General features: G+C 36.6%; 19 protein-coding genes. 11 read left to right on the top strand and 8 right to left on the bottom strand.

The window, feature by feature from the left end:
• Positions 1–59: 59 nt before the first annotated feature.
• Both ACH2CJ_RS08790 and ACH2CJ_RS08785 read left to right on the top strand, forming a co-directional pair.
• The gene (locus ACH2CJ_RS08790) at positions 60–716 is read left to right on the top strand and encodes a phosphatidylserine decarboxylase family protein (RefSeq protein WP_394992161.1); all 657 of its coding nucleotides are present in this window, start codon (positions 60–62) and stop codon (positions 714–716) included.
• A 104-nt stretch (positions 717–820) separates the two neighbouring features.
• On the top strand, positions 821–1,171 hold the full coding sequence (locus tag ACH2CJ_RS08785; protein WP_394992160.1) for a YraN family protein: 351 nt from the start codon (positions 821–823) through the stop codon (positions 1,169–1,171).
• 10 nt (positions 1,172–1,181) lie between these two features.
• Here the strand turns inward: ACH2CJ_RS08785 and ruvB are convergent, their stop codons facing one another.
• Both ruvB and ACH2CJ_RS08775 read right to left on the bottom strand, forming a co-directional pair.
• The gene (ruvB, locus tag ACH2CJ_RS08780) at positions 1,182–2,207 is read right to left on the bottom strand and encodes a Holliday junction branch migration DNA helicase RuvB (RefSeq protein WP_394992158.1); all 1,026 of its coding nucleotides are present in this window, start codon (positions 2,205–2,207) and stop codon (positions 1,182–1,184) included.
• Between the two features lie 59 nt (positions 2,208–2,266).
• Complete coding sequence (locus tag ACH2CJ_RS08775; protein ID WP_394992156.1) at positions 2,267–4,942, bottom strand: PKD domain-containing protein; 2,676 nt, start codon at positions 4,940–4,942, stop codon at positions 2,267–2,269.
• 282 nt (positions 4,943–5,224) lie between these two features.
• On the opposite strand from ACH2CJ_RS08775, the gene ACH2CJ_RS08770 reads away from it, so the two are divergent.
• Complete coding sequence (locus ACH2CJ_RS08770) at positions 5,225–6,292, top strand: type IX secretion system membrane protein PorP/SprF (RefSeq protein ID WP_394992154.1); 1,068 nt, start codon at positions 5,225–5,227, stop codon at positions 6,290–6,292.
• Between the two features lie 113 nt (positions 6,293–6,405).
• The gene (locus tag ACH2CJ_RS08765; protein ID WP_394992153.1) at positions 6,406–7,893 is read left to right on the top strand and encodes an APC family permease; all 1,488 of its coding nucleotides are present in this window, start codon (positions 6,406–6,408) and stop codon (positions 7,891–7,893) included.
• A gap of 77 nt (positions 7,894–7,970) precedes the next feature.
• Here the strand turns inward: ACH2CJ_RS08765 and ACH2CJ_RS08760 are convergent, their stop codons facing one another.
• Entirely contained in the window at positions 7,971–9,872 is a 1,902-nt protein-coding gene (locus tag ACH2CJ_RS08760) for a 3-coathanger stack domain-containing protein (RefSeq protein ID WP_394992152.1), read from the bottom strand.
• A gap of 94 nt (positions 9,873–9,966) precedes the next feature.
• Positions 9,967–11,172: an anhydro-N-acetylmuramic acid kinase gene (locus ACH2CJ_RS08755; protein ID WP_394992151.1), complete on the bottom strand. Its 1,206-nt coding sequence runs from the start codon at positions 11,170–11,172 to the stop codon at positions 9,967–9,969.
• Between the two features lie 221 nt (positions 11,173–11,393).
• On the opposite strand from ACH2CJ_RS08755, the gene ACH2CJ_RS08750 reads away from it, so the two are divergent.
• The 3 genes from ACH2CJ_RS08750 to ACH2CJ_RS08740 all read left to right on the top strand — a co-directional run bounded on the left by ACH2CJ_RS08750 (position 11,394) and on the right by ACH2CJ_RS08740 (position 15,630).
• Complete coding sequence (locus tag ACH2CJ_RS08750) at positions 11,394–12,086, top strand: hypothetical protein (protein ID WP_394992150.1); 693 nt, start codon at positions 11,394–11,396, stop codon at positions 12,084–12,086.
• Positions 12,087–12,178: 92 nt separating this feature from the next.
• A complete protein-coding gene (locus ACH2CJ_RS08745; protein WP_394992148.1) occupies positions 12,179–13,471 on the top strand; it encodes an acetylxylan esterase in 1,293 nt (430 codons plus the stop codon).
• Entirely contained in the window at positions 13,468–15,630 is a 2,163-nt protein-coding gene (locus ACH2CJ_RS08740) for a ComEC/Rec2 family competence protein (RefSeq protein ID WP_394992146.1), read from the top strand. Before ACH2CJ_RS08745 ends, ACH2CJ_RS08740 begins: the two co-directional genes overlap by 4 nt.
• A gap of 57 nt (positions 15,631–15,687) precedes the next feature.
• On the opposite strand, the gene lgt is transcribed toward ACH2CJ_RS08740, so the two are convergent.
• Entirely contained in the window at positions 15,688–16,542 is an 855-nt protein-coding gene (gene lgt, locus ACH2CJ_RS08735; RefSeq protein WP_394992144.1) for a prolipoprotein diacylglyceryl transferase, read from the bottom strand.
• Between the two features lie 157 nt (positions 16,543–16,699).
• Here lgt and argC point away from each other — a divergent pair, with 157 nt between their 5' ends.
• The gene (argC, locus tag ACH2CJ_RS08730) at positions 16,700–17,665 is read left to right on the top strand and encodes an N-acetyl-gamma-glutamyl-phosphate reductase (protein ID WP_394992143.1); all 966 of its coding nucleotides are present in this window, start codon (positions 16,700–16,702) and stop codon (positions 17,663–17,665) included.
• 119 nt (positions 17,666–17,784) lie between these two features.
• Here the strand turns inward: argC and ACH2CJ_RS08725 are convergent, their stop codons facing one another.
• A complete protein-coding gene (locus tag ACH2CJ_RS08725) occupies positions 17,785–19,251 on the bottom strand; it encodes a tagaturonate reductase (RefSeq protein WP_394992141.1) in 1,467 nt (488 codons plus the stop codon).
• 287 nt (positions 19,252–19,538) lie between these two features.
• On the opposite strand from ACH2CJ_RS08725, the gene ACH2CJ_RS08720 reads away from it, so the two are divergent.
• Genes ACH2CJ_RS08720 through gatC form a run of 3 tightly spaced genes read left to right on the top strand, consistent with a single transcriptional unit; the run spans position 19,539 to position 21,378 of the window.
• The gene (locus tag ACH2CJ_RS08720; protein ID WP_394992140.1) at positions 19,539–20,294 is read left to right on the top strand and encodes a TerC family protein; all 756 of its coding nucleotides are present in this window, start codon (positions 19,539–19,541) and stop codon (positions 20,292–20,294) included.
• Positions 20,295–20,349: 55 nt separating this feature from the next.
• Complete coding sequence (locus ACH2CJ_RS08715) at positions 20,350–21,075, top strand: lysophospholipid acyltransferase family protein (RefSeq protein WP_394992139.1); 726 nt, start codon at positions 20,350–20,352, stop codon at positions 21,073–21,075.
• A 15-nt stretch (positions 21,076–21,090) separates the two neighbouring features.
• Entirely contained in the window at positions 21,091–21,378 is a 288-nt protein-coding gene (gene gatC / locus ACH2CJ_RS08710; RefSeq protein ID WP_394992138.1) for an Asp-tRNA(Asn)/Glu-tRNA(Gln) amidotransferase subunit GatC, read from the top strand.
• Positions 21,379–21,464: 86 nt separating this feature from the next.
• Here gatC and ACH2CJ_RS08705 read toward each other — a convergent pair whose 3' ends face one another.
• Both ACH2CJ_RS08705 and ACH2CJ_RS08700 read right to left on the bottom strand, forming a co-directional pair.
• Positions 21,465–22,061 (bottom strand): DUF6962 family protein, encoded by a 597-nt coding sequence (locus ACH2CJ_RS08705; protein ID WP_394992136.1) that lies wholly within the window; start codon positions 22,059–22,061, stop codon positions 21,465–21,467.
• Positions 22,062–22,114: 53 nt separating this feature from the next.
• Entirely contained in the window at positions 22,115–23,026 is a 912-nt protein-coding gene (locus ACH2CJ_RS08700) for an ROK family protein (RefSeq protein ID WP_394992134.1), read from the bottom strand.
• Positions 23,027–23,085: the final 59 nt, after the last annotated feature.

Here is a 23,085-nt window from a genome sequence, read left to right as displayed (position 1 = left end):
TAACGTAAAAACATTGTTTGATTATATTTGCGGTTCTAAAAAACTAAACACCTCAAAAAATGACACTTCATAAAGAAGGTACGGGAACGATTTCATTGACAATTATTGGACTAATAATAGCAAATGCTATTTTGAGATATTTTTTGCCTGAACAAACCATTTTACACACATTACTATTAATTGTAAGTATATTTTTATTCGCCATAGTTATACAGTTTTTTCGTAAACCAACACGAACCACCATTATTAATCCAAAATATGTGATTGCTCCCGCCGACGGGAAAGTTGTAGTAATTGAAGAAGTTATTGAAACAGAATATTTTAAGGGGCCACGCCGACAAGTTTCTATTTTTATGTCGCCTTTGAATGTCCATATCAACTTCAACCCGATAGCAGGCATAGTTACCTACGTAAAATATCATGCAGGAAAATACTTAGTAGCTTGGCATCCAAAGTCAAGTACAGAAAATGAGCGTACTACGATTGTAGTGAAGCATCATAATGGAACAGAGGTTTTATTTCGTCAAATTGCTGGTGCTTTGGCTCGAAGAATTTGTTGGTATGTGAAAGAAGGACAAGCCGTTGAGCAAGGATCAGAGTTTGGCTTCATAAAATTTGGGTCAAGAATTGATATTTTTCTGCCTTTAGATGCCAAGATTTTGGTCAATATTGATGATAAACCAGTCGGTGGTGAAACGGTCATTGCGGAACTTTAACCTTGATTGTGAAGGATTGTTTTGATTTGCTTGAATTTTAGAGGAATGCTTTTACATTATTCACTCATTCAAAACGGGCAGCGTTCCGCACACTCATTGTTTAAATGGCAGAACACAACGACACAGGCAATAAAGCCGAAGCAATGGCTGTCAAATTTTTGACAAAAAAAGGCTATGAAATCCTTGACCAAAACTATACTTTTGGCAAGGGAGAGATTGATGTTATTGCAAAAAAAGATGGTTGGTTGGTTTTTGTAGAGGTGCGTGCAAGGTCGGAGGTTACGCATGGTTTCCCCGAACAAACTATTTCCAAAAACAAAGCCAATCTAATCATCAAAACTGCAGAAAACTACATTTATCAGAAAGATTGGCACGGAAATGTTCGATTTGATATTATTGCAATCACTGTCGGCGAAAACTTTGAAATAATACAATTTGAAGATGCTTTTTTTTGAGTAAATAAGTTTAAAAAAGCTCTCCAGCCTTATATCTTGGCAAGATATTCAAATGTTTAAATGCTTTTTCGGTGGCTTCACGTCCTCTTGCAGTGCGTTTTAAATAACCTTCTTGAATCAAAAATGGCTCATAAACCTCTTCAATCGTTTCTGCTTCTTCGCCCACAGCGGTAGCAATGGTCGATAAACCCACGGGTCCGCCTTTAAACTTCTCAATGATGGTAAGCAAAATTCTATTGTCCATATCGTCTAATCCATCCTGATCAACATCCAATGCTGTTAATGCCATTTCGGCAATAGCAATCGTAATTCTTCCATCGCCTTTTACTTGGGCAAAATCTCTGGTTCTACGCAATAGATTATTCGCAATACGAGGAGTTCCACGACTTCTACGTGCAATTTCAAAAGCACCTTCATCTTCAATGGGCATATTAAGGATAAGAGCAGAGCGTTTTACAATTTTAGTAAGCAGTACAGCATCGTAATATTCTAAGCGAGAATTAATGCCAAATCGAGCTCGCAAAGGTGATGTAAGCAAGCCTGAACGAGTAGTAGCCCCAATGAGTGTAAAAGGATTCAAGCCAATCTGCACACTTCGAGCATTTGGACCCGAATCGAGCATAATGTCAATTTTATAATCTTCCATTGCCGAATACAAGTATTCTTCAACAACTGGATTTAGGCGATGAATTTCATCAATAAAAAGAACATCGAAAGGCTCTAAATTGGTCAAAAGTCCTGCTAAATCACTGGGTTTGTCTAAAACAGGCCCAGATGTTATTTTGATATTTGCCCCTAATTCGTTAGAAATGATATTAGAAAGTGTGGTTTTACCCAATCCTGGAGGCCCATGAAGTAATACATGGTCGAGGGCTTCTTTTCGTTGTTTGGCAGCCAAAACAAAGATTTTCAGGTTTTCTAAAATCTTATCTTGTCCTGTAAAATCGTCGAATGAAAGCGGACGTAATGCTTTTTCGATTTCTTTTTCGATGGGAGAAAGGGCTTCGTTATCGCCTGTGATATAATCTTGTCGCATGAAATCGGGGGAGTTTTCTACTTTTTTAGAAGCCCAAATATACGATTTTTTCGTGAGAATTAATTGATTAGCATAATTCCACCACGACGAGTTATTTTTTCTCTGTAAGGGAAATATTTACTTTTATAGCTTACCACAAAGGCATACATCATCGGAGCCATAACTTTGCCATGATATGTGCCGTCCCACAAGCGGTCTGGGTCGTTCGATTCAAAAATTATTTCTCCCCAGCGATTGAAGATTCTCAACTCAAAGTCAGTGATATGAGCATTTGGAATCTCAAACCTTTCATTGAGATTATCTTTATTGGCAGTGAAAATTTCGGGTGTAAAAAGACGAGGTTCGCAGCCTTCTTTTATTTGTATCTTATCGGTGGCAGCACAAGTTGTATTATTAGCAAATTTATTGGTTGCTTTTACACTATAATTGCCTAATGCACTGATAGTAATGGTAGGCGTTGTTTCTTTGGTTGGATTCCAGAGGTAGATAGGGTTATATGCTCGCTGAATCTTAGGATCGAGTAATAAAGTAGCCCCTTCTATGACACAAACAAATGCCGAATCAGGCAAGTTTAGCACTGGCGAGGGCTTAATATATAGCGTATCGGTTACATTAAACTCTTTACATTTTTCTTTTAAAGTATTTCCTAAAATCGGAATATTTACATTTTTACTAATAACTGTTTCGGAATAAACTACAACAGTTAGTTTAACAATATATCTTCCTGATTTTTCGTAGGTGTGCGAAGTGCTTTTGCCTGTTCCTGCTGTGCCATCGCCAAAATCCCAAGTTACTTCGCCTTTCATTGGGCTACACACCCCTTCAGTTTCAAAAACCGTTGGTAATCCTTGGCATGTTCCTGTATAAGTTGCACTAAGCCCTTCACCTTCTTGCTTAGGTTTAGCTTGTATAACATTTGGAAAACCAAAACCACTGTTACCCAGCACATCGGCCCCAAAACCAGAATTAATTGGTTGATAACCAACAAAACTGGCATTTCCAACAAAATCAGGTTCTGAGATATATGGTAAAATACGACTACCATCAACAGCCATATAAATAAATTTTTTTCCTACACCACTAATCGGCCCCATTTGCAAAGCTCCATAAGCCTGTGTTTTTGATTTATCAATTTCTATCTTTTTGGAAGCAATCTGAACAGGGTCTTTTAAATTGAGATTTAGCTGATATAAATAAGAAGTTTCTCCTTTTTTTGGGTTTCCACGAAGTGTAATATATAGTTTTTGTTCATCTTCCGAAAACTCAACACCATAAACATAAGGTGGTGCAGCTATGCCCAAATCTATTGTTATTGGGGAACTCCCCAACCGACCAGTTGCTCCGTCAACATCATACACTTCGATATAATTTTTACCACCTATCGAAACCGCTATTGCCATTTTAGCACCCGTACCCGAAAGTCGCATATAACCTTTTTGGCTTGTAGTATCGCTATGAACCAAGCCAATATTTTGTACAATCTCTTTAGTACCCGTCGAATCTATTTTCAAAATCCTAAAAGTATTCGTTCCTGCATCATGCGAATAAATAAAATAGCCAGTTTCGTCTTGTGTTCTTATGGCCGTAAGTCGTTGCGATGTTTGAAAGTTTACAGGAATATCTTTTTCTACCACGGCACCTTCACCATTGTTTCGTCGTGTATCTATAATACTGTATGAAAGTAACCCAGTTGTTTTATTAATTGTAAACACATAATAAGCGTGATGTTGGCATTCATTACAAGCACTTTTTGGAATAATAACCGAAGATTGTGTGGCAGTATTTGTTCCACCCAAATCACTATTTGTTAATGGCGGGAAAGCGGCTAATGGCTTATCATCTTTGCCATAAACTTTTACGCCATCGGTATAAAAAAGCAATGCCCCGAAAGGGTCATAGACCATTGCTGTACCTTCAGGCGAATCGATAGGATTGCTTTTTGTAGCATCAGCAGGAATAAAAATAGGGTCTGTTTGTTGGGGTTTACCAAACAAATCGCCAGAATCTGCAAGCGTATCTTTAGGTAATACAGGCGAGCCTTGCGTTCGAAAATCTAAAGTTGCTCCTTTACCAAAATACCATTTTTCTGAACCGCCGCCTCCAGACTGTTGCAAACAAAACTTAACATTGATTTGAGCTGTTCGAGAACACGCACCTAACGAGTCGAAGACCTCCACTGAATAACATCCCGCCGAATCTACATCAATAGTTTGTGTTGTTTGTCCTTTAGGAAACCATAAAAACTTTGCACCTTTGGGTGCTATTCCCAATTGACTTTTATATGGGTCAAGTTTAAGCGTTTTACCATCGCAAACTGTAGTATCTCCTTTCTTTTTATTGAAAAACAAAGGTTGTGTAGGTGGAGAACTAATGGTAATTTCCTTTGTTAGAGGAGCTTGAAGCACACCACTTACTGTATGAGTCAAAGTTACAGTATATTTCCCTGGTCTTGCATAATTATATTTTGGATTACGAACGGTCGAAATATCGGCTGTAGTAGTAAGGTCACCGAAATCCCAAAGCCAGGCAGTGGCATTTTTTTCGGTATCAAAAAAAGCGGTTGGTTCGCTACAATCCGTATTCTGAGTGGGGGGCAAAGAGGGGTTTGTCGGTGTCGTTGAACCGACACAGAGCTTGCCACCTACATAAAACTGACCGAAAGAATCGGTTGAAGTATATGAAATTGCGGCAATTAGAAAAAAAATCTTAAGTTTGTTGCCAATACGACCCCGCATAATTCGTTAATTGTTAGGCAATTAGATAAACGGATAAGTTAAGATAATGGTTTTAAAATAAACGTGCTTTGAAATAAATTTATTTGAATCAAGGATTAAAATAACGAATGGCAATTAAAATTTATCAATAATAAGACCAATAACACAACAAAGACGTAGTTTTACAAATAAACGTTACAAAAAATGTAAAATAGGCTATTAAATCTGTTTAATAAGTATTTTTTAAAGATTTGGAATGAAATTTGCTTAACAATAATTTCGTTAGATGCTTTTAATATAGCAATGAAAAAACTTTATTTAGGAATTATCCTCCTGTCTTTGGTGTGCATGAATAGCATAGCTCAAGACCCCCAATTTTCGCAGTTTTATGCGGCTCCATTATATCAGAATCCTGCATTTGCGGGAGGGGCTTATGCTCCACGTCTGATTGCCAATTACCGTAATCAATGGCCTTCTATCAATGCTAACTTTGTAACGGCAGCCTTTTCGGTTGACCTTTATCTGGAAAAGCTAAATAGTGGTGTAGGTATTATGGTTGTCAATGACTCGCAAGGGCCTGGACGGTTGAAAAGTACCGATGTGAGTGGATTATATTCTTACCAAATACAAATTGGAGAAGAAAATTTCTTGCGTTTAGGGGCTCAAGCAACATATTCTAATAAAAGTTTAGACTATTTAGGACTTACGTTTGGCGACCAATATACTAATCGTGGGTTTACAGGAAATCCATCAAGCGACCCATTTGCCGACAAGAATAATATTACACCCATAAAATTTGTGGATTTTAGCGGTGGGGCATTGTTTTATAATAGCAAAACTTGGTTGGGCGTTAGCTTACACCACATTAATAGACCAGCCTATTCTTTTCTTGCTTCTGGGATTAGCTCTACGGTTCCTGGTTGCCCAACTGGTGACTGTTTACCTCGAAAATTGAGTATAAGTGGGGGTTTAAAAATCCCATTGGCAAACCCTTATTCGGGAGCTGCCAATGCTGACAAAGAATTTAATATTTCTCCTGCTTTTTTATACAAACGACAAGGACAATTTGACCAATTAGATTTAGGTTTTTATGCTACATATTCGCCTTTAACGGCTGGTCTTTGGTACAGAGGTATCCCTATCAAAAAGAAAAATATTACTCGTACCAATAATGATGCGTTGGTGTTTTTGTTAGGTTTTCGTCAAGACAATTTTTCAATTGGCTATAGCTATGATGTAACGATTTCGAGTTTAGGATTCTCAACGGGTGGTTCTCACGAAATTTCGATAGCTTATCAGCTAGAACCCCTTGAACGAGATAACCCACGAAAAAGAAGAAACAAAAAAGAATTATCATGTCCAAAATATTGATTTATAAAAAGAATATTTTGTTTTTTACAAAAAAGGTTTGGCTATCCAAGCCTTTTTTGCGTTATATTGCAATATAATTCGTAAACAATCTAAAAACCAAACTCTAAAACTTTATGGAAAAAAGTATTTGGCGAAAAAAGCCAATGTCAGCTTATGAAGCAGACATCAAGAACAACCAGCTTAAACGAGTAATGGGCAAATGGACCCTAACAGCTATCGGTATCGGTGGAATTATTGGCGGAGGAATTTTTGTGTTGACAGGTACTGCCGCACATTATCATGCGGGACCAGCATTAGCATTATCATTTGTTGTGGCAGGAATCGGTTGTGTTTTTGCTGCTCTTTGTTATTCTGAATTTGCTTCAATGTTGCCAGTAGAGGGTTCTGCTTACGCTTATGCATATGGTACAATTGGCGAATTATTCGCTTGGATAATTGGCTGGGGGTTGATTCTCGAATATGCTATGGGTGCCATGACTGTGGCTGTGAGCTGGTCGGGTTATTTTAATAAGCTACTCCATCTATTTGGTATAACGATTCCCTATTATTTAACAAATGATCCCTTTTCGGCAGCAAGCTATGCTGCTGCCAATAACTTAGAGCCTGCTGCTTTTTCTTTCAATTTACCTGCTTTTCTTATAACTTGGCTCGTAACATGGATTTTGGTAAAAGGTATTAAAGAAGCCGCCAATACCAATAATATTATAGTAGTTTTGAAACTGGCAGCCATTCTTTTTGTAATTATTGTTGGAGCATATTTTGTTAATTTTGATAATTGGCGTCCATTTATTCCAGCACCTGAAATGGTAGCTCATGCAGATGGGACTTCTCAAGAGGCTTATGGTATCAGAGGTATTTTGAGTGGTGCTGCCGCTATTTTCTTTGCCTATATTGGTTTTGACGTGGTTTCGACTTCGGCAGGAGAAGCTATTAATCCGAAGAAAGATGTTCCGTTTGCGATTATTGCTTCATTATTAATCTGTACCGTTCTTTATATTTTGGTATCTTTGGTATTGACAGGTATGATGAATTATAAGGATATTACAGGCGATGCTTTGAAAGCTCCAGTTGCTTATGCTTTTGATAAGGTTGGGCAACCTTGGGCGGTATTTATTATTACCACAGCAGCTACGGTAGGTTTGGTTTCTGTTATGTTGGTGATGATGTTAGGTCAAACACGTGTATTTTTGGGAATGGCTAAAGATGGTTTATTACCAAATTTCTTCAAACAAATTCACCCAAAACTACAAACTCCTTGGAAAAGTACGATTTTGGTTGGTTTGGTTGTTTCTTTGGTCGCTTCATTCACTCCAATTGGGGTATTGAGCGATATGACAAGTTTCGGAACACTCTTTGCTTTTGCAATGGTTTGTTTGGCAGTTTTGATTCTTCGCCTACGAGAGCCAAACCGTGAACGCCCTTTCAAAACGCCAATGTTGATGATTATTGCACCTTTGGGAATCATCACTAATTTTGCTTTAATGTATCTTTTAAGTGGCAAAGCTCAATTGTACGCTATCGTTTGGATGGCACTTGGCTTAGTAGTTTATTTTATTTATAGCCAAAATAAGAGCAATTTGAATAATATGAAGGAAGATTAATTTATTTTCTAAAGAACAAAAGAGGCTGTTTCAAAGTTTTTATACTTTGAAACAGCCTCTTTTAATGCTATAAATTTTCAATTACATCCTAAAATAAAAGCCCGAAAAACTGATCCCGATTTGGCTTCAAATCCTGGCAAAAGTTCTACTTTGGTTTTGGCATTATAATCTACCTTACCACTTAATTGCACTTTTTGAATACTTTGAATACTTTGCTTGCTTGCATAAGCCGATTCAAGACTACTTACGGAACCATTTAACGACAAGCTATTTGGAAAACAAGAAGAAACCGTAACCGTTTGGGTCGCAGAAATTAGGCTAATACAATGTAATGTTTTGCACTGAATAGTGTAAGCAGCCGTTGAAATCGGAGCAAAAGTAAGTGGATTTGTATTTGCCCCTGTTGACCATAAATAACTTCCATTACAACTTGCTCCGGTAAGTGTAAGACTCTCATTTGGGCGAACTTGAGCTGCCGAGGTTGAGAAAGTTGGATTTGTTGGCAACGAAAAAACTGTCAAATCTATGACTGGACTAAAAAGTGTTTTTCGAGAAGGTTTTCTAACATTAGCAGCAAATCGAGCTGAACTTACCGTAATTGTTGCTACACTATCCAACGTTCGCCAGTTGAGAGCTTCGTAACCTACCGGTGGGTAATTGTAAAACCTCTTGTTAGCATTATTAGATATACCCATTGACTCTTGTGCTGTATTCTGGCGATTTGACCACGCATATTTACTATATCCCCCTGCTACACTAAGCGAAATAGGGGTAGAAGCATTAGATGGATTGCAACTCAACGAAACCGAGAGCAATGGCGAAGCCGTCATTGGTATTGAGTTTGAAAAAAAAGTATTATCAAGACTGGCATTCCAAGCATTGGCAAATTCTATTTGACCAGCATAAGTATCAAAATGAGTTCCATCTGTGCGATTAGCCGAACCTGATATTAAATCGGTATTTGGCCCTGCAAATACATGCGGCACTGGGAGATAATTTGGGTCATTATTAAAACCTGATATTAAAGCATTTTGACCCAATATAGGGCCCTCATAGGTGGTATTATTACTCATAGATACTCTTGCAACCACCCATGCCAATGTATTATGTTCCCCATTTTCCCTTGATTTAGCAATTACATGCTTTACATTGTTGTAATACGTTGCTAAATCTGTAAATCGGTCACTTTCTCCCTGATGCCAAAGTATGCCACGAAGACCCGTTAAACTCCCGTAATAGGCCACACAATTTTCTAAAGCACGATAAGGAGCTCCAAGTTCTTGAAGTATAAAAAACTCTCCATTGAAAGGTAAATTTTGTGCAGACTTACCCCAATGTTCGCTTGATGTACCGCCGTGTGCTGCCCCATAAAAGAGTATTGGCACATTCAATCTTGACGCTAATGAATCACCTAGCTTACCCCATGCCCAAGGCACATAGTGAAACGGGCCTATTTTACCCGAATCACCAACCATTTTCGAGAAACCAATTGGCAGTTTATTATAATTAGAATAATCGTTTGAATAATTAACCGAATTAACACGGTCATCGGTTGCTGGTGTACTCACGCCTGCCCCACCTTGTGCATTTGATTGCCCTGCAATAGCGAAAACCTCACCCACGCCTACTTTTTGCACTATTTTAGTATCAATTAATATACTGTTTTTAAACGCTTTTACTTCCAACTGATACCAGCCGCCTGTAACTAAAAGTGTTCCCGAAAAATAGCCATTTGTTGGATTAGTTTGAATAACCGTCCAGCTAGTAGTCGTGCCACCTTGTAGAGCTACAACCCTTGCTTCAACTCTATCAATAGAAGAATAATATGTTCCTGCAATATTGATATTGGCTTGATTTGAATTATTTCTTTGAAAAATCATTCGCTCTAAAGGATGCGAAATTGAAATTTGAGCATTAGTATTAATATAAAAAACACTAAAAAGAATGGTAAAATTGATAGTTAAAAGTTTTATAGTCATTTTAGACAATGTTGTTAGACAATAATTAGGCTTCCTAATTTAACGAAGATATCAGATGTTTCGCATTTAAAATAATAGACAAATTTGGTGAAAATCATTTAGGAAAAGAAATTTTACCCATACTTACACTGGGCACACCTTTTCTGGAACCAAAATCTGTTTTTCCGCCAGCTATTGCTTCATTGGCAAGTGTAGCAAATAAAACGGCTTCTTTAGCATCGCCAGAAATTCCTAAAACGTCAGTTTTTTGGATAGTACAATTAGGCAATAGTTGTTGCAAATGACTCATAATCAATGGATTGTGTATTCCTCCTCCACTTCCATACATACGATATGATTGAGGTGCAAATGAAACGATTGCCTCTGCAATTGTTTCTGCCGAAAATCTACAAAGTGTTGATAAAATATCTTCATGCGAGAGTTTTACTGTGTTGCTCTGTTTTTGGGCATTTACTAAGTATTCTAAATTGAATAGCTCAGGGCCAGTCGTTTTAGGAAGCAGAACGCCACCCGAAGGTTTCTTGAAAAACGTATTTTTTTTTAACGCATTTAATAAATCTTGATTTGTTTTTCCCTGACTTGCTATTTTAGCATCTTCATCATAAGGCAAACCAAAGTATTTTTTCACATAGGCATCAATCAATGTATTTCCTGTGCCTGTGTCGGTTGCAAAAACCTCGTTAGCATCAAGATTTCCTGCCAAATATGTAAAGTTTGCAATGCCACCCATATTGAGTAAAATTCGATTTTCATCTTTTTTTGAAAAAATCAAATAATCGCCATAAGCGGCTAATGGAGCTCCTTCGCCACCTGCAGCACAGTGTTTTTGACGAAAATCAGAAAATGTAATAATACCTGTTTTTACTGCAACATGGTCGCCATCACCTATTTGTAGTGTAGCATTAGGAAATTTTTCGAGTTTGTGTAGAATTTGGGGTGCATGAAAAACCGTTTGTCCGTGGCTGGCTATCAAATCAACATTTTCGGGTGAAATCTGCCATTTTTTCAAGCAATCATTTACTATTTGTCCGTGAAGATTGCCAATCCAAGGATTTAGTACACATAATTGCTGAAAATCAATGGTTGTTTTAGCAAATATTTTTCTTATCTCGTCTTTTACTTCTTCTTCAAAACTTACCGTTTCAAAAGCCACGATTTTGACTTCTGTTTCGCCACCACTTCCAGTAAACTTACATAATGCCACATCAAGTCCATCCATTGACGTGCCAGACATTAAACCAATAATTAATCGTTCTTTTTTATTGGCAATTTTATAAAGTTTGTCAATGTTTTCGTTCATATTTTTTGTTTTTGCTACAAATTTAACCCTTTTAGACACGATTAAAAATGATTTATAAAATTTACAGAAGTAGATTTTTTAGATTAGAAAACTCTAAACATGGCAATGATTGATAATAAATCTGAATTCTAACAAGTTTTTATTATTTTTGATAATTCAATATCTATTTCAATCTATAACCATAAAATTCAACGATGTCAAAAAAACATTTCCTCTTAATTATGAGTCTTTTAGCAATTGTTTTTGCTTGCCAAAGGACGCTGACTTACACCCCAATTGCCCAAAGATATGAGCCTGATTATAAAATAGACCGCCTTGAAAACGAAATCAAAAATTATGAAAAAGTCGATGCTGATATTGGAATTGATAAGATGAAGGGTCAGATTGTATTTTATGGCAGTTCGAGCATTCGTCTTTGGAAAACTATGAAAGAAGATTTTGCTCCGCTTCCTGTCATCAATCATGGTTTTGGTGCTTCTACTTTTCCTGAAATGATTCATTATTCCGAACGAATGGTTGTGCCTTACAAGCCTAAAATATTAGTTCTTTACTGCGAAAATGACCTTTTTATGGGAAAACCTCAAAAATCACCAGAACAAGTAATGGATGCCTTCGGTGAGTTGGCAACTTTAATTCGGAATCGTTTGCCAAAAACCAAAATCTATTATATTTCGATGAAACCTTCGATTTCAAGAAAGGCAGATTGGGCTAAGGTTCAGAAAGCAGATGGGTTGATAAATGATTATATCAAAAATCACAAAAACTTTACTTATGTCGATATTCGCCCTTCGATGTATCGCCCCAATGGAAGCATTAATGGCGATTATTTTATAGGAGATAGCCTTCACATGAAACCTAGCGGTTATGTTGAATGGACAAAAATTATCAGACCTATTCTTTTGAAAAACTATTAATTCACTACGACTGGTTTCCTAATCCGTCTTTATTTGCTCAGATGGATTAGGAAATCCGTCGCATAATATTCAACCTAAAACACTTACTATCAATGAAAAAAATCTTTTTTCTTCTTCATTTATTAATCTTTTCAAGCTTGGTTTTTGCTCAACCAACGACCCAACTCATCAAAGTAATTGTTGCCCCCGACCACGATGACTGGACTTACAAAATTGGCGAAAAAGTCACATTTTCGGTAACAGTTTTAAAATGGGGAAATCCACTCAAAAACACCAAAATTACCTATCAAATTGGTCCTGAAAAATTTGAAACAAAGAAAGATAGTTCAGTTTTAAAAGACGGAACAATCAAACTTGATGGTGGAACAATGACAACTTCAGGCTTTTTACGATGTACTGTCATAGCAAAAGTTGATGGAAAAGAATATCGAAATTTGGCAACGGCCGCTTTTGAACCAGAAAAAATTCAACCTGCCGTTGAAATGCCAAGCGATTTTGTTGAGTTTTGGAACAAAGCCAAAGCAAATCTCGCCAAAGTGCCGATGGATGCTAAAATGACTTTGTTACCTGAGCGTTGCACCGAAACCGTGAATGTTTATCACCTCAACCTTCAAAATTACCGTGAAAATGGTACTGTTCGACTTTATGGAATTTTATGTGTTCCTAAAAAAGAAGGCAAATATCCAGCACTTCTTCGTGTACCTGGTGCTGGCGTACGACCTTATGGCGGTGATATAAGAACTGCTGAAAAAGGAATAATTACTTTAGAAATTGGCATTCATGGAGTGCCTGTTACGATGGATGCGAGTGTTTATACTGATTTAGGTGCAAGTGCTTTGAATGGCTATCATACTTATAATTTAGATAATCGTGATTATTATTATTATAAAAGAGTGTTTTTGGGCTGTGTTCGTGCCAACGACTTTTTGGTGAGTATGCCACAATTTGATGGCACAAACTTAGCGGTAACAGGCGGTAGCCAAGGCGGGGCTTTATCTATTGTTACGGCAGCTCTTGATTCTCGTGTGAAATGGGCCGCTCCGACTTATCCTGCAATGGCCGACATGGTTGGTTATTTGAAAGGAAGAGCAGGCGGTTGGCCTCATATTTTTGATAAAAATAATGCCCAAAATAATACAGAAGCTAAAATCAAAACTGCTTCTTACTATGATGTAGTCAATTTTGCCAAACAAATGAAAGTACCTTGTATTTATTCGATGGGTTTTAATGACGAAACTTGTCCACCAACGTCAATGTGGGCCGCATATAACTCAATTTCTTCTCCAAAAGAGTTAAAATTATATCAAGAAACAGGTCATTGGACTTTTCCTGAAGAAAATGAAGTTGTTGCGAATTGGTTATTAGACAAGTTAATCAAAAAATGAAATTTACCGCTTTTCCAGTAGTTCGTTATTTGTTATTTTTTATTTTGGGAATAATTGTGTATTTGCAAACATCGTCGGGCGGCGTTCCGTCGGACGGCGTACCGCTGTTTTTCCAAAATATCTATTACTTGTTTGGCGTTTTATTGCTCATTTTTGGCATTTCTATTAATTTCCGAAAATCTGCGGGCGGCGTTCCGTCGGGCGGCGTTCCGTCGGGCGGCGTTCCGCTAATTCGTGGAGCAGTTTTAATGCTTTTACTATTTTTGGCTGGTTGGGCTTTAACTTATCAAAAAACTGCTATCAACCAGCCAAATCATTTCACAAATCTTCCTCAATTTACTCATTATCAGGCTATTATCACTTCCAACGTTGAAGTAAAATCTAAAACTTACAAAGTAGAAGCAACTATAAATTCTATCAAAATTAGTGGAAAATGGCAAAAATCGACTGGAAAAGTCTTGCTTTATTTCAACCGTGAAGAGTCTGAAAGACCACAATATGGCGATGTGTTTTTGTTGAAAAACATGCCTCGTGAGGTGGAAGCTCCAAAAAATCCAGAAGAATTTGATTACCGCCGATTTTTGCAATACAAAGGCATTTATGCCCATCATTTTTTGTGGGGAAAAGAATATATAAAAATAGGGCACGAGCCACCATCCAAAATTCTTGAAATTTCGTACAAAGCTAATCAATATGCCGATAGTGTTTTTAAGGCAAGTATTCAAACACCCAACGAATATGCAGTGGCTAATGCAATGGTTGTTGGCTTGCGAGATGACATTGACAACGATTTGCTCAATGCTTATTCGGCATCAGGGGCAATTCATGTACTTTCGGTATCGGGCATGCACGTCGGCATCTTGTTTTTGTTCTTAGGTTGGATTTTTGGCTGGATAAAAAAGCGTGGAAAATATGGCAAACATTTTTTTACTGCGTTGATTATCAGTATTTTATGGGCGTATGCTGTTTTTACTGGGCTTTCCTCGACCGTACTTCGAGCAACGGTGATGTTTTCATTTATTCAACTCGGAACAGCCCTCGACCGCCGCCAAAATATTTATAATACATTGGCAATTTCTGCACTTTTGCTGCTTTGTTGGAATCCTTATTGGCTAATTGATGTAGGTTTTCAATTGTCGTATTTGGCAATTATTGGCATCATTTTTTTGCATCCTTACCTCAACCAATTAGCTACGCCAAATAATCCAGCGGTTAGAGGTCTTTGGGAAGGTTCGTGTGTTTGTTTTTCGGCACAATTATTTACTTTTCCATTGAGTGTTTATTATTTTCATCAATTTCCTACCTATTTTCTTATTGCTAATCCTTTTGTTGCATTTTTTTCGTTTTCGGTTTTGCCAGCGGGTTTGGCTTTGCTGTTTTTTGCTAAAATTCCAATCCTCTCATCAATCATCATTTTCATTCTAAAATACTCTTTACTTTGGCTCAATAAAAGTATTTTTATTGTCGAAAAATTACCTTTAGCAACACTAAAAGGTTTCTCCATTTCAATTCCGGAAATGTTGATGCTTTACGCAGCAATAGTGCTAATTTGTTTGTTTTTTCTTCGTTCCGAAATCAAGTATTTGCGACTTACTTTGTTGATATTCGTCCTTCTAACTTTCCTAAATATCTTTAAAGATTATTCTCAAAGCAATCAGAAAAACCTTACTTTTCACTTTATTCCTAAGAAATCGGGTATTAGTATTATTGATGGGAAATCGGCTACGTTCATTGCCGATTCGGCTTTGCTCGAAAGTCCGAAAATTTATAATTTTCATCTTAAAAATTACTATGATAAGCAGGGTGTGTCAAGTAAGAATTTCTTAAACGCAGGTCAATATGCCAATAAACAAGGCGTTTCGTTTGTAGATTTTGGAGGAAAACGAATTTTGTGGTTACAGAAAAAATTTAAAGGAAATTTGGAAGGAGGTGCTGATTATGTGCTACTCTCAAACAATGCAATCAGAAATCTAAACCCTTCATTCTCGAAGTTCCATACGAGTTTGATAATTGTTGATGATTCGAACAAACGTTACGTGGTAGAAAATCTTAAGCGTCAAGCCGATAGTTTACATATCCACTTAATTTCGTTGTATGATACGGGGGCTTATTCGATTATAGCCCCACCCAATCGAAGTGTCGAACCGCTTCCCCATTAGAGTAAACTATTAAATCGTTCCCTAAGCATAGTCGAAGGGAACGATTTTGATGTTTTTTTACACTAAGGTCTTATCTTTCCCTTTCGTAAAAGTATAAATCAAAATACCTATACCAAGCAAAACTGCTGGAATAGACAAGATTTGCCCCATATTCAGAGTCATTTTATCTTCAAATGCTTCTTGGTTTTCTTTCAAAAACTCATAACAGAAACGTAAACCAAAAACCCAAATCAAGAAAATACCGAGCAAAAGCCCTTGTGGCGTTTTTTCTTTAAAATGATTCCATAAATAATACAAAATTCCAAAAATAAGTAAACAAGAAAGTGCTTCGTAAAGTTGTGCAGGATGACGAGCAAAACCTTCAGGAGTCATTCTAAGCGAGCCGTCGTCGGGGTTTAAACTGAAAAGATTAAATCGAAATGCCCATGGTAAATTACTTTCTTTGCCAACAATTTCGTGGTTCATCAAATTCCCCATTCTAATAAAAAAACCAGCCAACGCAACCAAAATCACAATTCTGTCAGCAATCCACAGAAATGGTTGGTCTTTGTGCTTGCGAGCATACAAAATCAACGCAGTAACGATACCGACCAAAGCCCCATGACTTGCCAAACCCGAATAGGGAGGTGTAATCATCTCTAAAAGAAACGTGCCTGGATTTTTCAGAAAACTATCAAATTCATAGAAGAAATAATGTCCAAATCTTGCCCCAATAACGGTTGCAATAATCATTACAAACAAAAGGGTATCTAAATCTTTTTCTGGTTTTCGTTCTTTTTTGAAGATGTGAGCCATGATTTGGTAACCAAGCAAAAAGCCAGAAGCAAAAAGTAGTCCGTACCAGCGGAGTTCAAAACTACCTAATTTTACAATGATTGGATTGACGTTCCAAGGGATTTCTAAAAGTATCATTAACGTTTGGATTTGAAATTTCCTCAAAAATATGAGTTTTATCTGATAGCTTGCGTAATTTTGTTGCGGATTGTTAAAAAAATTGCTTTTTTAACTTTTTTTGTGAAAATAGTTGTTAGAATTTAAAAGAACCAATTGCTAAGGCAAAATTTTGCAGATGAAAATAAACATAGGAATTATTGGTGGGGCTGGTTATACTGGTGGCGAACTGCTTCGTATTTTGCTCGATCACCCACAAGTAAATATTAGTTTTGTCAATTCAAAAAGTCAAGTGGGAAAACCTATTTATTCCACACATGGTGATTTATTGGGCGAAAGCGATTTATTATTTACAGACGAACAATCTTTTGATAATATAGATGCCCTCTTTTTATGTTCGGGACATAACGAATCCAGAAAATTTTTGGCTCAAAACGATATTCCTGCAAATGTAAAAATTATTGACCTCAGCACAGATTTTCGTGATGAAAGTAATGGTTTTGTATATGGTTTGCCCGAATTACAAAGAGAAACTATCAAAAATGCCACAAAAGTAGCTAACCCTGGTTGTTTTGCTACGAGTATTCAGTTGGCTATTTTACCTTTGGCAAATGCAGGTTTGATAAAAGATGATATTCATGTAAGTGCCATTACGGGCAGCACAGGTGCGGGACAATCGCTTTCGGCAACTACACATTTTAGTTGGCGAAATAATAATATTTCGATTTATAAAGCCTTTACGCACCAACATTTGCAGGAAATAAATCAAAGTATTAAAGGTTTGCAACCAAACTTTGAAAACTCGATAAATTTTATTCCTTACCGAGGTAATTTTACTCGTGGCATAATGGCTAATGTTTACACTAAGTTTTTGGGAACGCTCGAAGAAGCCAAAGAATTGTATAAAAACTATTATAATTCGCACCCGTTTACGCATTTGAGTGAGCAAGAAATTGATTTGAAACAAGTTGTAAACACCAATAAATGTATATTGCATTTAGAAAAAAATGGCGATAACTTACTGATAAGCAGCGTTATAGATAATCTAACAAAAGGAGCATCGGGTCAAGCAGTACAGAATTTGAACTTAATTTTTGGCTTAGAAGAAACGGCTGGTTTGAAATTAAAGTCGGTTGGGTTTTAGAATTTTCTGAACAAGGGGTTTCTTATACAGAGCATTTTTATCAAAAAAGCCTCATTAGTTTTTGCTAATGAGGCTTTTTAATAATAAAATCATCAACTGCTGACTCACGAATGCTAGTACTAAGCATAAACATTTAAGGCCGAAACAACTTCTTTTACACCTATAGTCATCATATTTGATAAATGTGTCGTTACATTCTCAGCAAAATCTTTCAATAGTGTTAAATCTGTTCCCCAAAGGTCTTGATTAGATAAAACGGTTTCAACTACTTCTTCTGCTTTAGGGTTTTTCCAAACATCATAAAAATAAGCCGCCGAATCACATTGGATTGGATAAGATTCTCCCTCACGTTCTCCAAAATATTTGCCATTTTCTACTTTAACGGCTTTCATAAATAATAGATATGCGGCAAAACCTCGTGTAAAATATTGCGGAACAGTATTAAATTCTTTGTAATAATTTAATAACAATGGAATATTTCGCATCTGCATTTTCATAGTATATTGCAGCGTAATGCTTATCCATTGGTGGTCTAAATATGGGTTTCTGAATCTATCTAAAACATCTCTACCGTAGCGTTGAGCCACTTTTGCATCTATTTTGTAAGGAATCGCAGGAGCAATTTCGCTCATCATTAAATTCGTAGTGAATTTTTCAATCATGTCGTCTGCCAAAGCCTCCTTCACCGTTTGGTAACCAGACAAATAGGCTATTCCGCACATGAGCGTATGTGTACCGTTCAACATTCTGAGTTTTAACTCACGATATTGCTCAATATTTTTCGCAATTTTCACTCCTCCATCAGCATCAGCAAAAGTCAAAATCTCTTTTACTTTTTCGTTGCCTTGAATTGCCCACAAACGGTAGGTTTCGGCAACAGCAAGCAACTCATCGTCGTAACCAAGTGAATTTTGTAGCTCAATCAAAGCTTCTCCCTTTGGTTTGCCAGGTACTATTCTATCAACTAATGAGTTACAAAAAATATTTTCGCTTTCAAGCCATTCCGTAAAACGAGCGGGTAGTTGATTATAAACACACAATTTCAAAACAATGTCTTTCAACTTATCACCATTACCAACAATTAGTTCGGTTGGAATAATGACAACACCAGCTTGTTTTGCTTGAAATCTTTCATAAAGCCAGGCGGTCAATTTTGCAGGAAATGAAGTGGGCGGTGTTTGACGGATACTTTCTTCAACATATTGTAAGCCTACTTCGGTCGTATTCGATATAACTATCTCAATATTGGTATTTTGAGCAGTTTCAAGAATTGCATTCCATTCACTTTGAGCAGAAAGTACTCGACTGATTGCCGAACAAATAATATTTTCTTCGGTCGGAATACCTTTTTCAATGCCTCGTACGCACAATGTATATAGATTATCTTGTTCGGCGAAAGCATCGGCTCCACCCGAATCAGTTGATTTCACAACTACAATTCTGCCATTGAAAATGCCTTGTTTATTGGCTTTGTCAATAAAATAATCACACAATCCACGAAGTAAAACGCCCGTACCAAATTGAAGGACTTTTTCAGGAAGTTGAAGGGTTGATGTTTCGGTTAGTAAATTTTTGGTAAGTCTCATTAAAAACAAAATAAAGCGGTTGAATGTAACAAAAGTAAGTACTTTATTGGCTTTGTTCAACCAAAATTCAGTTAAATAATAATACTTTTTTGTGAAATAAGCCTTTTTTTATGGATATAGCGTATTAGTTTGATTTGTTTTACTCTTTTTATTCATTTAAGTACAGTGAACTTCATCAGCAAATATGACATTAGAATATCCACAAACTTTCCGTTTATCTAATCAAAATTTGGCAGAAAGATGTAAAAACGGTAATTTCGCCATATAAACAAAAAAACTAAACCTCAATGGAACAAATTTTAACAACAGCAGCTTTGACAAGCATCTTTTCGTTGACACTCTTAGAAATTGTGTTGGGAGTAGATAATATCATTTTCGTTTCGATTATTTCTTCAAAACTTCCACATAAAGAGCAAAAAACAGCTCGCCGAATTGGTCTCATTATGGCGATGTTTATTCGTATTGCTTTGCTTTTTGTAATAGGTTGGATTTTGGGCTTGCAAACAGATTTATTTACATTAAGAGATATTGGCTTACCTTTTGATATAGGATTTAGTGGAAAAGATATTATTTTGTTAATGGGTGGTCTTTTCCTACTTTATAAAGCTACCTCCGAAATTCATCAAAAATTGGAAGGACGCGAGGAAAATATTAGTGGTAAAAAGAATGTTTCAAAGCTCTCACGAGCAATTTTTGATATTGCCATTATCAACATAGTTTTTTCTATTGACTCTATAATTACAGCTATTGGTATGACTGATAACATCGTTGTGATGAGTGTTTCGGTAGTGCTTTCAACGTTTGCAATGTTGGCTTTTGCAGGAAGTGTCGGTGATTTTGTTGAGCGACACCCAACCATTAAGATGCTAGCCTTGTCTTTCTTGGTGATGATTGGAACATTACTTGTTGCCGAAGCCTTCAAGGTTCATGTTCCAAAAGGGTATGTTTATTTTTCAATGGCTTTTTCATTTTTAGTTGAGGTGCTTAATATCCGAATGCGTAAAAATTCAAAACCAGTTGATTTACACAATGAAATTAAATAGATAATATATTTGTAGGGCTTCAAAATTTTGAAGCCCTACGATGTAAAAAAAGCGTATGAAAATATTTTTTTGGATTTATACAGGTTGGTGTATTTTTTGGTTTTTATTGATTTTTTTACTTTTGTTTCCTATTGTTTTTATTGCTTTGCAACGAGAAGATTGCAAACCTATTGCACATTATTGTAACCGAATCTGGGGGAATATTTTCTTTTTTTTGATTGGAATGCCTATCAAAGTAACTTATGAAGCCAAACTTGACAACAAAAAAGCGTATGTTTTTTGTGCCAATCATTTTAGTTACCTTGATATCGCCATGATGGGCGTTGTCATTAAAAACTTCTTTGCTTTTATGGGAAAAAGTTCAGCAAAAAACATTCCTTTGTTCGGATATATGTTTGCCAAGCTACACATTCAAGTTGATAGAGACCATAAAGGTAGTCGAATAAAAGCACTCACTCGCTCAATTAAAGCGTTGAAGTCGGGTAGAAGTATCATGATTTTTCCAGAAGGAGGTATTCATTCAAAAAATATTCCAGACATGGTTCAGCCATTCAAAGATGGTGCTTTTTCGATGGCAATAGAAAATCAAGTTCCAATTGTGCCGATTTCGTTGTTGGACAATTATAAAGTAATGCCAAACACGCTTATCTCTTGGCATCGCTTGCGAGTGATTGTACATGCACCCATTGAAACGATAGGCAAAACGAAAGCAGATATTGAAGCTTTGAAAAACCAAGTTTACGAAACAATTCAACTTACGTTGAACAACCATAAAGACTAAATAAGGGGGAGAAAAATGGAAATTGATAAAAAAACAGTAGAGAAAATGGCACATTTAGCCCGTTTGGAACTAAGTGAACATGAGAGCGTAAAAATGGTTGATGATTTATCGAAGATATTGAATTGGATGGACCAACTAAAAGAACTTGACACGACCAATGTGCTACCTCTTACACACATGAGTGAAGAAGTGAATGTATTTAGAGAAGACATAGCAAAAAATGAACTTTCGAGAGAAAAAGGATTGAAAAATGCACCGAGTCAAAACGGAGAGTATTTTCAAGTACCAAAGGTGATTGAGTAGATATTAGATAATCAGGCTTAATAAAAAGGCTTAGATTTTAAAAATCTAAGCCTTTTTTGTACGATAGGTATGAGCTTATTTATAAATTACTTTATCTGATGATGTCTTGCAGCCCCTCCAAAGCAAAGTAAACTAATCGCTACCAAATAATGATATATATCAGTCGTGTCAAAAATCGAATTTGGCATAAAAGTTTTGTTATAAGTTGCAAAAACCAAGGCGATTACGCCTAAAATTAACCACTGACCAATGGCAGATTGACCTTTAAAAAGTCCAAAAATGCCAATTAATAAAACCAATGGAATCGCAATCATAGAAACATATTGCAAAACTTGCTGATTACCTGTAAACTGTACAAATGCAAAAACCATAAACCCTAACGCCACAACAATATAAGCGATGTTTTTTTCAACAGGCTTGCGTGCTACTAACAAAAAACTAACCAAAACTAAGCAAAATGCACCAACTGTGCTGGCCAAATGCTGAAAAAATACAGAAACAACGATTGCTTGAGAGTAGCCCAAAAAACGAATAACTCCGAAAAAAGCCGCTGCCGTAACCGATAAAATGAAGGCTTCCCAAAGTAAGCACGTTGCTAATTCGAGTTTACGTAAGTATTGAAAAAATACAAATACTCCGGCAAGTGTAAGCACTGCGTCGGAGATAGCATGGGAGAGTTCCATAGTTTTAGCGGTTTAGGGCTTTAAAAAGCCTCTTTTTGCGGAAGTGATTGGGTTTAAAAGCACAAACTGGCTGCACCAAGTAAACCTGCATCGTTTCCGAGCGTAGCTTTCTTGATAATAAGTGTGTTAAGATAATAAGGTGTCAACCAATATTCCAATTGTTTGGTAATTGATGGCATTATATAATCGAATGAAGCCGAAAGTCCACCGCCGACTAAGATAGTTGTAATATCTAAAATGCGGATCATCGAAACCAAGGCATTTCCTAACATTTCACCTACTTCATTAAATATTTTTTGAGCCAATTCATCACCTTCAGCAGCAGCAGCAACTAAACCAGTTGTCGAAATCGTGCCATCGTTAGGAAGTTGAGTTTTGCCTGTATAGGTTTTTCGCATCATATTCGCTAAATCGAGTAATTCATTTTTGCCAATATTACGTTCCAACACTTTTCCGTTTTTTGAAGGCACATGACCAGGCTCCATCGCATTTCCTCCACCCCCTTTAAATACTTGTTTGTCAAGAATAGCTGCACCGCCTACACCAGTTCCGAGCGTAACCATGATATAATCTTCTGGAATACTATCATCTTCGCCGAAGTAATATTCTCCTAAAGCAGCAGCATTTGCATCATTTTCTAAGTAAAAACCACATTTTGGGAAGCGTTCCTTCAAATAAGGAATAATAGGCGTACCATTTATTTCAGGAATTGCCGTGATTTCAACAAGCGTTGAGCGGTCACGAGATATAAGCCCAGGTACACCAATACCTACTTTCAGAACATCCTTGTTTTCGACTAATTGAACCGAAATGGCATCGCCAAGACGTTCAACAAAATGCCCCGATTTCCGCCAACTTGCCGTGTCATGGCTATAAAAATTTGAAAGTTTACCAGTTTGAGCTTCAACAATGCCCATTTTGACGTTTGTGCCGCCCACATCAATTCCTAAGTATTCGGTTGCCATTTAGCGTAAAATTATAGTTTTTAATAGGTCAAATATAAATGTTTTTTGAAAAATTATTG

It is taken from the genome of Emticicia sp., assembly GCF_043780375.1.
Classification (GTDB): Bacteria; Bacteroidota; Bacteroidia; order Cytophagales; family Spirosomataceae; genus Emticicia.
The sequence above is the reverse complement of the archived record's forward strand: the minus strand, read 5'-3'. Positions and strand labels throughout refer to the sequence as shown.

What these genes read in the sequence shown, in the direction of transcription:
- ACH2CJ_RS08745 (WP_394992148.1), top strand. Translation starts at nt 12,179, where the DNA reads ATGAAAAAAATCTTTTTTCTTCTTCATTTATTAATCTTTTCAAGCTTG.
- ACH2CJ_RS08755 (WP_394992151.1), bottom strand. Translation starts at nt 11,172, where the DNA reads ATGAACGAAAACATTGACAAACTTTATAAAATTGCCAATAAAAAAGAA.
- ACH2CJ_RS08760 (WP_394992152.1), bottom strand. Translation starts at nt 9,872, where the DNA reads ATGACTATAAAACTTTTAACTATCAATTTTACCATTCTTTTTAGTGTT.
- ruvB (WP_394992158.1), bottom strand. Translation starts at nt 2,207, where the DNA reads ATGCGACAAGATTATATCACAGGCGATAACGAAGCCCTTTCTCCCATC.
- ACH2CJ_RS08720 (WP_394992140.1), top strand. Translation starts at nt 19,539, where the DNA reads ATGGAACAAATTTTAACAACAGCAGCTTTGACAAGCATCTTTTCGTTG.
- gatC (WP_394992138.1), top strand. Translation starts at nt 21,091, where the DNA reads ATGGAAATTGATAAAAAAACAGTAGAGAAAATGGCACATTTAGCCCGT.
- ACH2CJ_RS08750 (WP_394992150.1), top strand. Translation starts at nt 11,394, where the DNA reads ATGAGTCTTTTAGCAATTGTTTTTGCTTGCCAAAGGACGCTGACTTAC.
- argC (WP_394992143.1), top strand. Translation starts at nt 16,700, where the DNA reads ATGAAAATAAACATAGGAATTATTGGTGGGGCTGGTTATACTGGTGGC.
- ACH2CJ_RS08770 (WP_394992154.1), top strand. Translation starts at nt 5,225, where the DNA reads ATGAAAAAACTTTATTTAGGAATTATCCTCCTGTCTTTGGTGTGCATG.
- ACH2CJ_RS08740 (WP_394992146.1), top strand. Translation starts at nt 13,468, where the DNA reads ATGAAATTTACCGCTTTTCCAGTAGTTCGTTATTTGTTATTTTTTATT.
- ACH2CJ_RS08705 (WP_394992136.1), bottom strand. Translation starts at nt 22,061, where the DNA reads ATGGAACTCTCCCATGCTATCTCCGACGCAGTGCTTACACTTGCCGGA.
- ACH2CJ_RS08765 (WP_394992153.1), top strand. Translation starts at nt 6,406, where the DNA reads ATGGAAAAAAGTATTTGGCGAAAAAAGCCAATGTCAGCTTATGAAGCA.
- lgt (WP_394992144.1), bottom strand. Translation starts at nt 16,542, where the DNA reads ATGATACTTTTAGAAATCCCTTGGAACGTCAATCCAATCATTGTAAAA.
- ACH2CJ_RS08785 (WP_394992160.1), top strand. Translation starts at nt 821, where the DNA reads ATGGCAGAACACAACGACACAGGCAATAAAGCCGAAGCAATGGCTGTC.
- ACH2CJ_RS08725 (WP_394992141.1), bottom strand. Translation starts at nt 19,251, where the DNA reads ATGAGACTTACCAAAAATTTACTAACCGAAACATCAACCCTTCAACTT.
- ACH2CJ_RS08715 (WP_394992139.1), top strand. Translation starts at nt 20,350, where the DNA reads ATGAAAATATTTTTTTGGATTTATACAGGTTGGTGTATTTTTTGGTTT.
- ACH2CJ_RS08700 (WP_394992134.1), bottom strand. Translation starts at nt 23,026, where the DNA reads ATGGCAACCGAATACTTAGGAATTGATGTGGGCGGCACAAACGTCAAA.
- ACH2CJ_RS08775 (WP_394992156.1), bottom strand. Translation starts at nt 4,942, where the DNA reads ATGCGGGGTCGTATTGGCAACAAACTTAAGATTTTTTTTCTAATTGCC.
- ACH2CJ_RS08790 (WP_394992161.1), top strand. Translation starts at nt 60, where the DNA reads ATGACACTTCATAAAGAAGGTACGGGAACGATTTCATTGACAATTATT.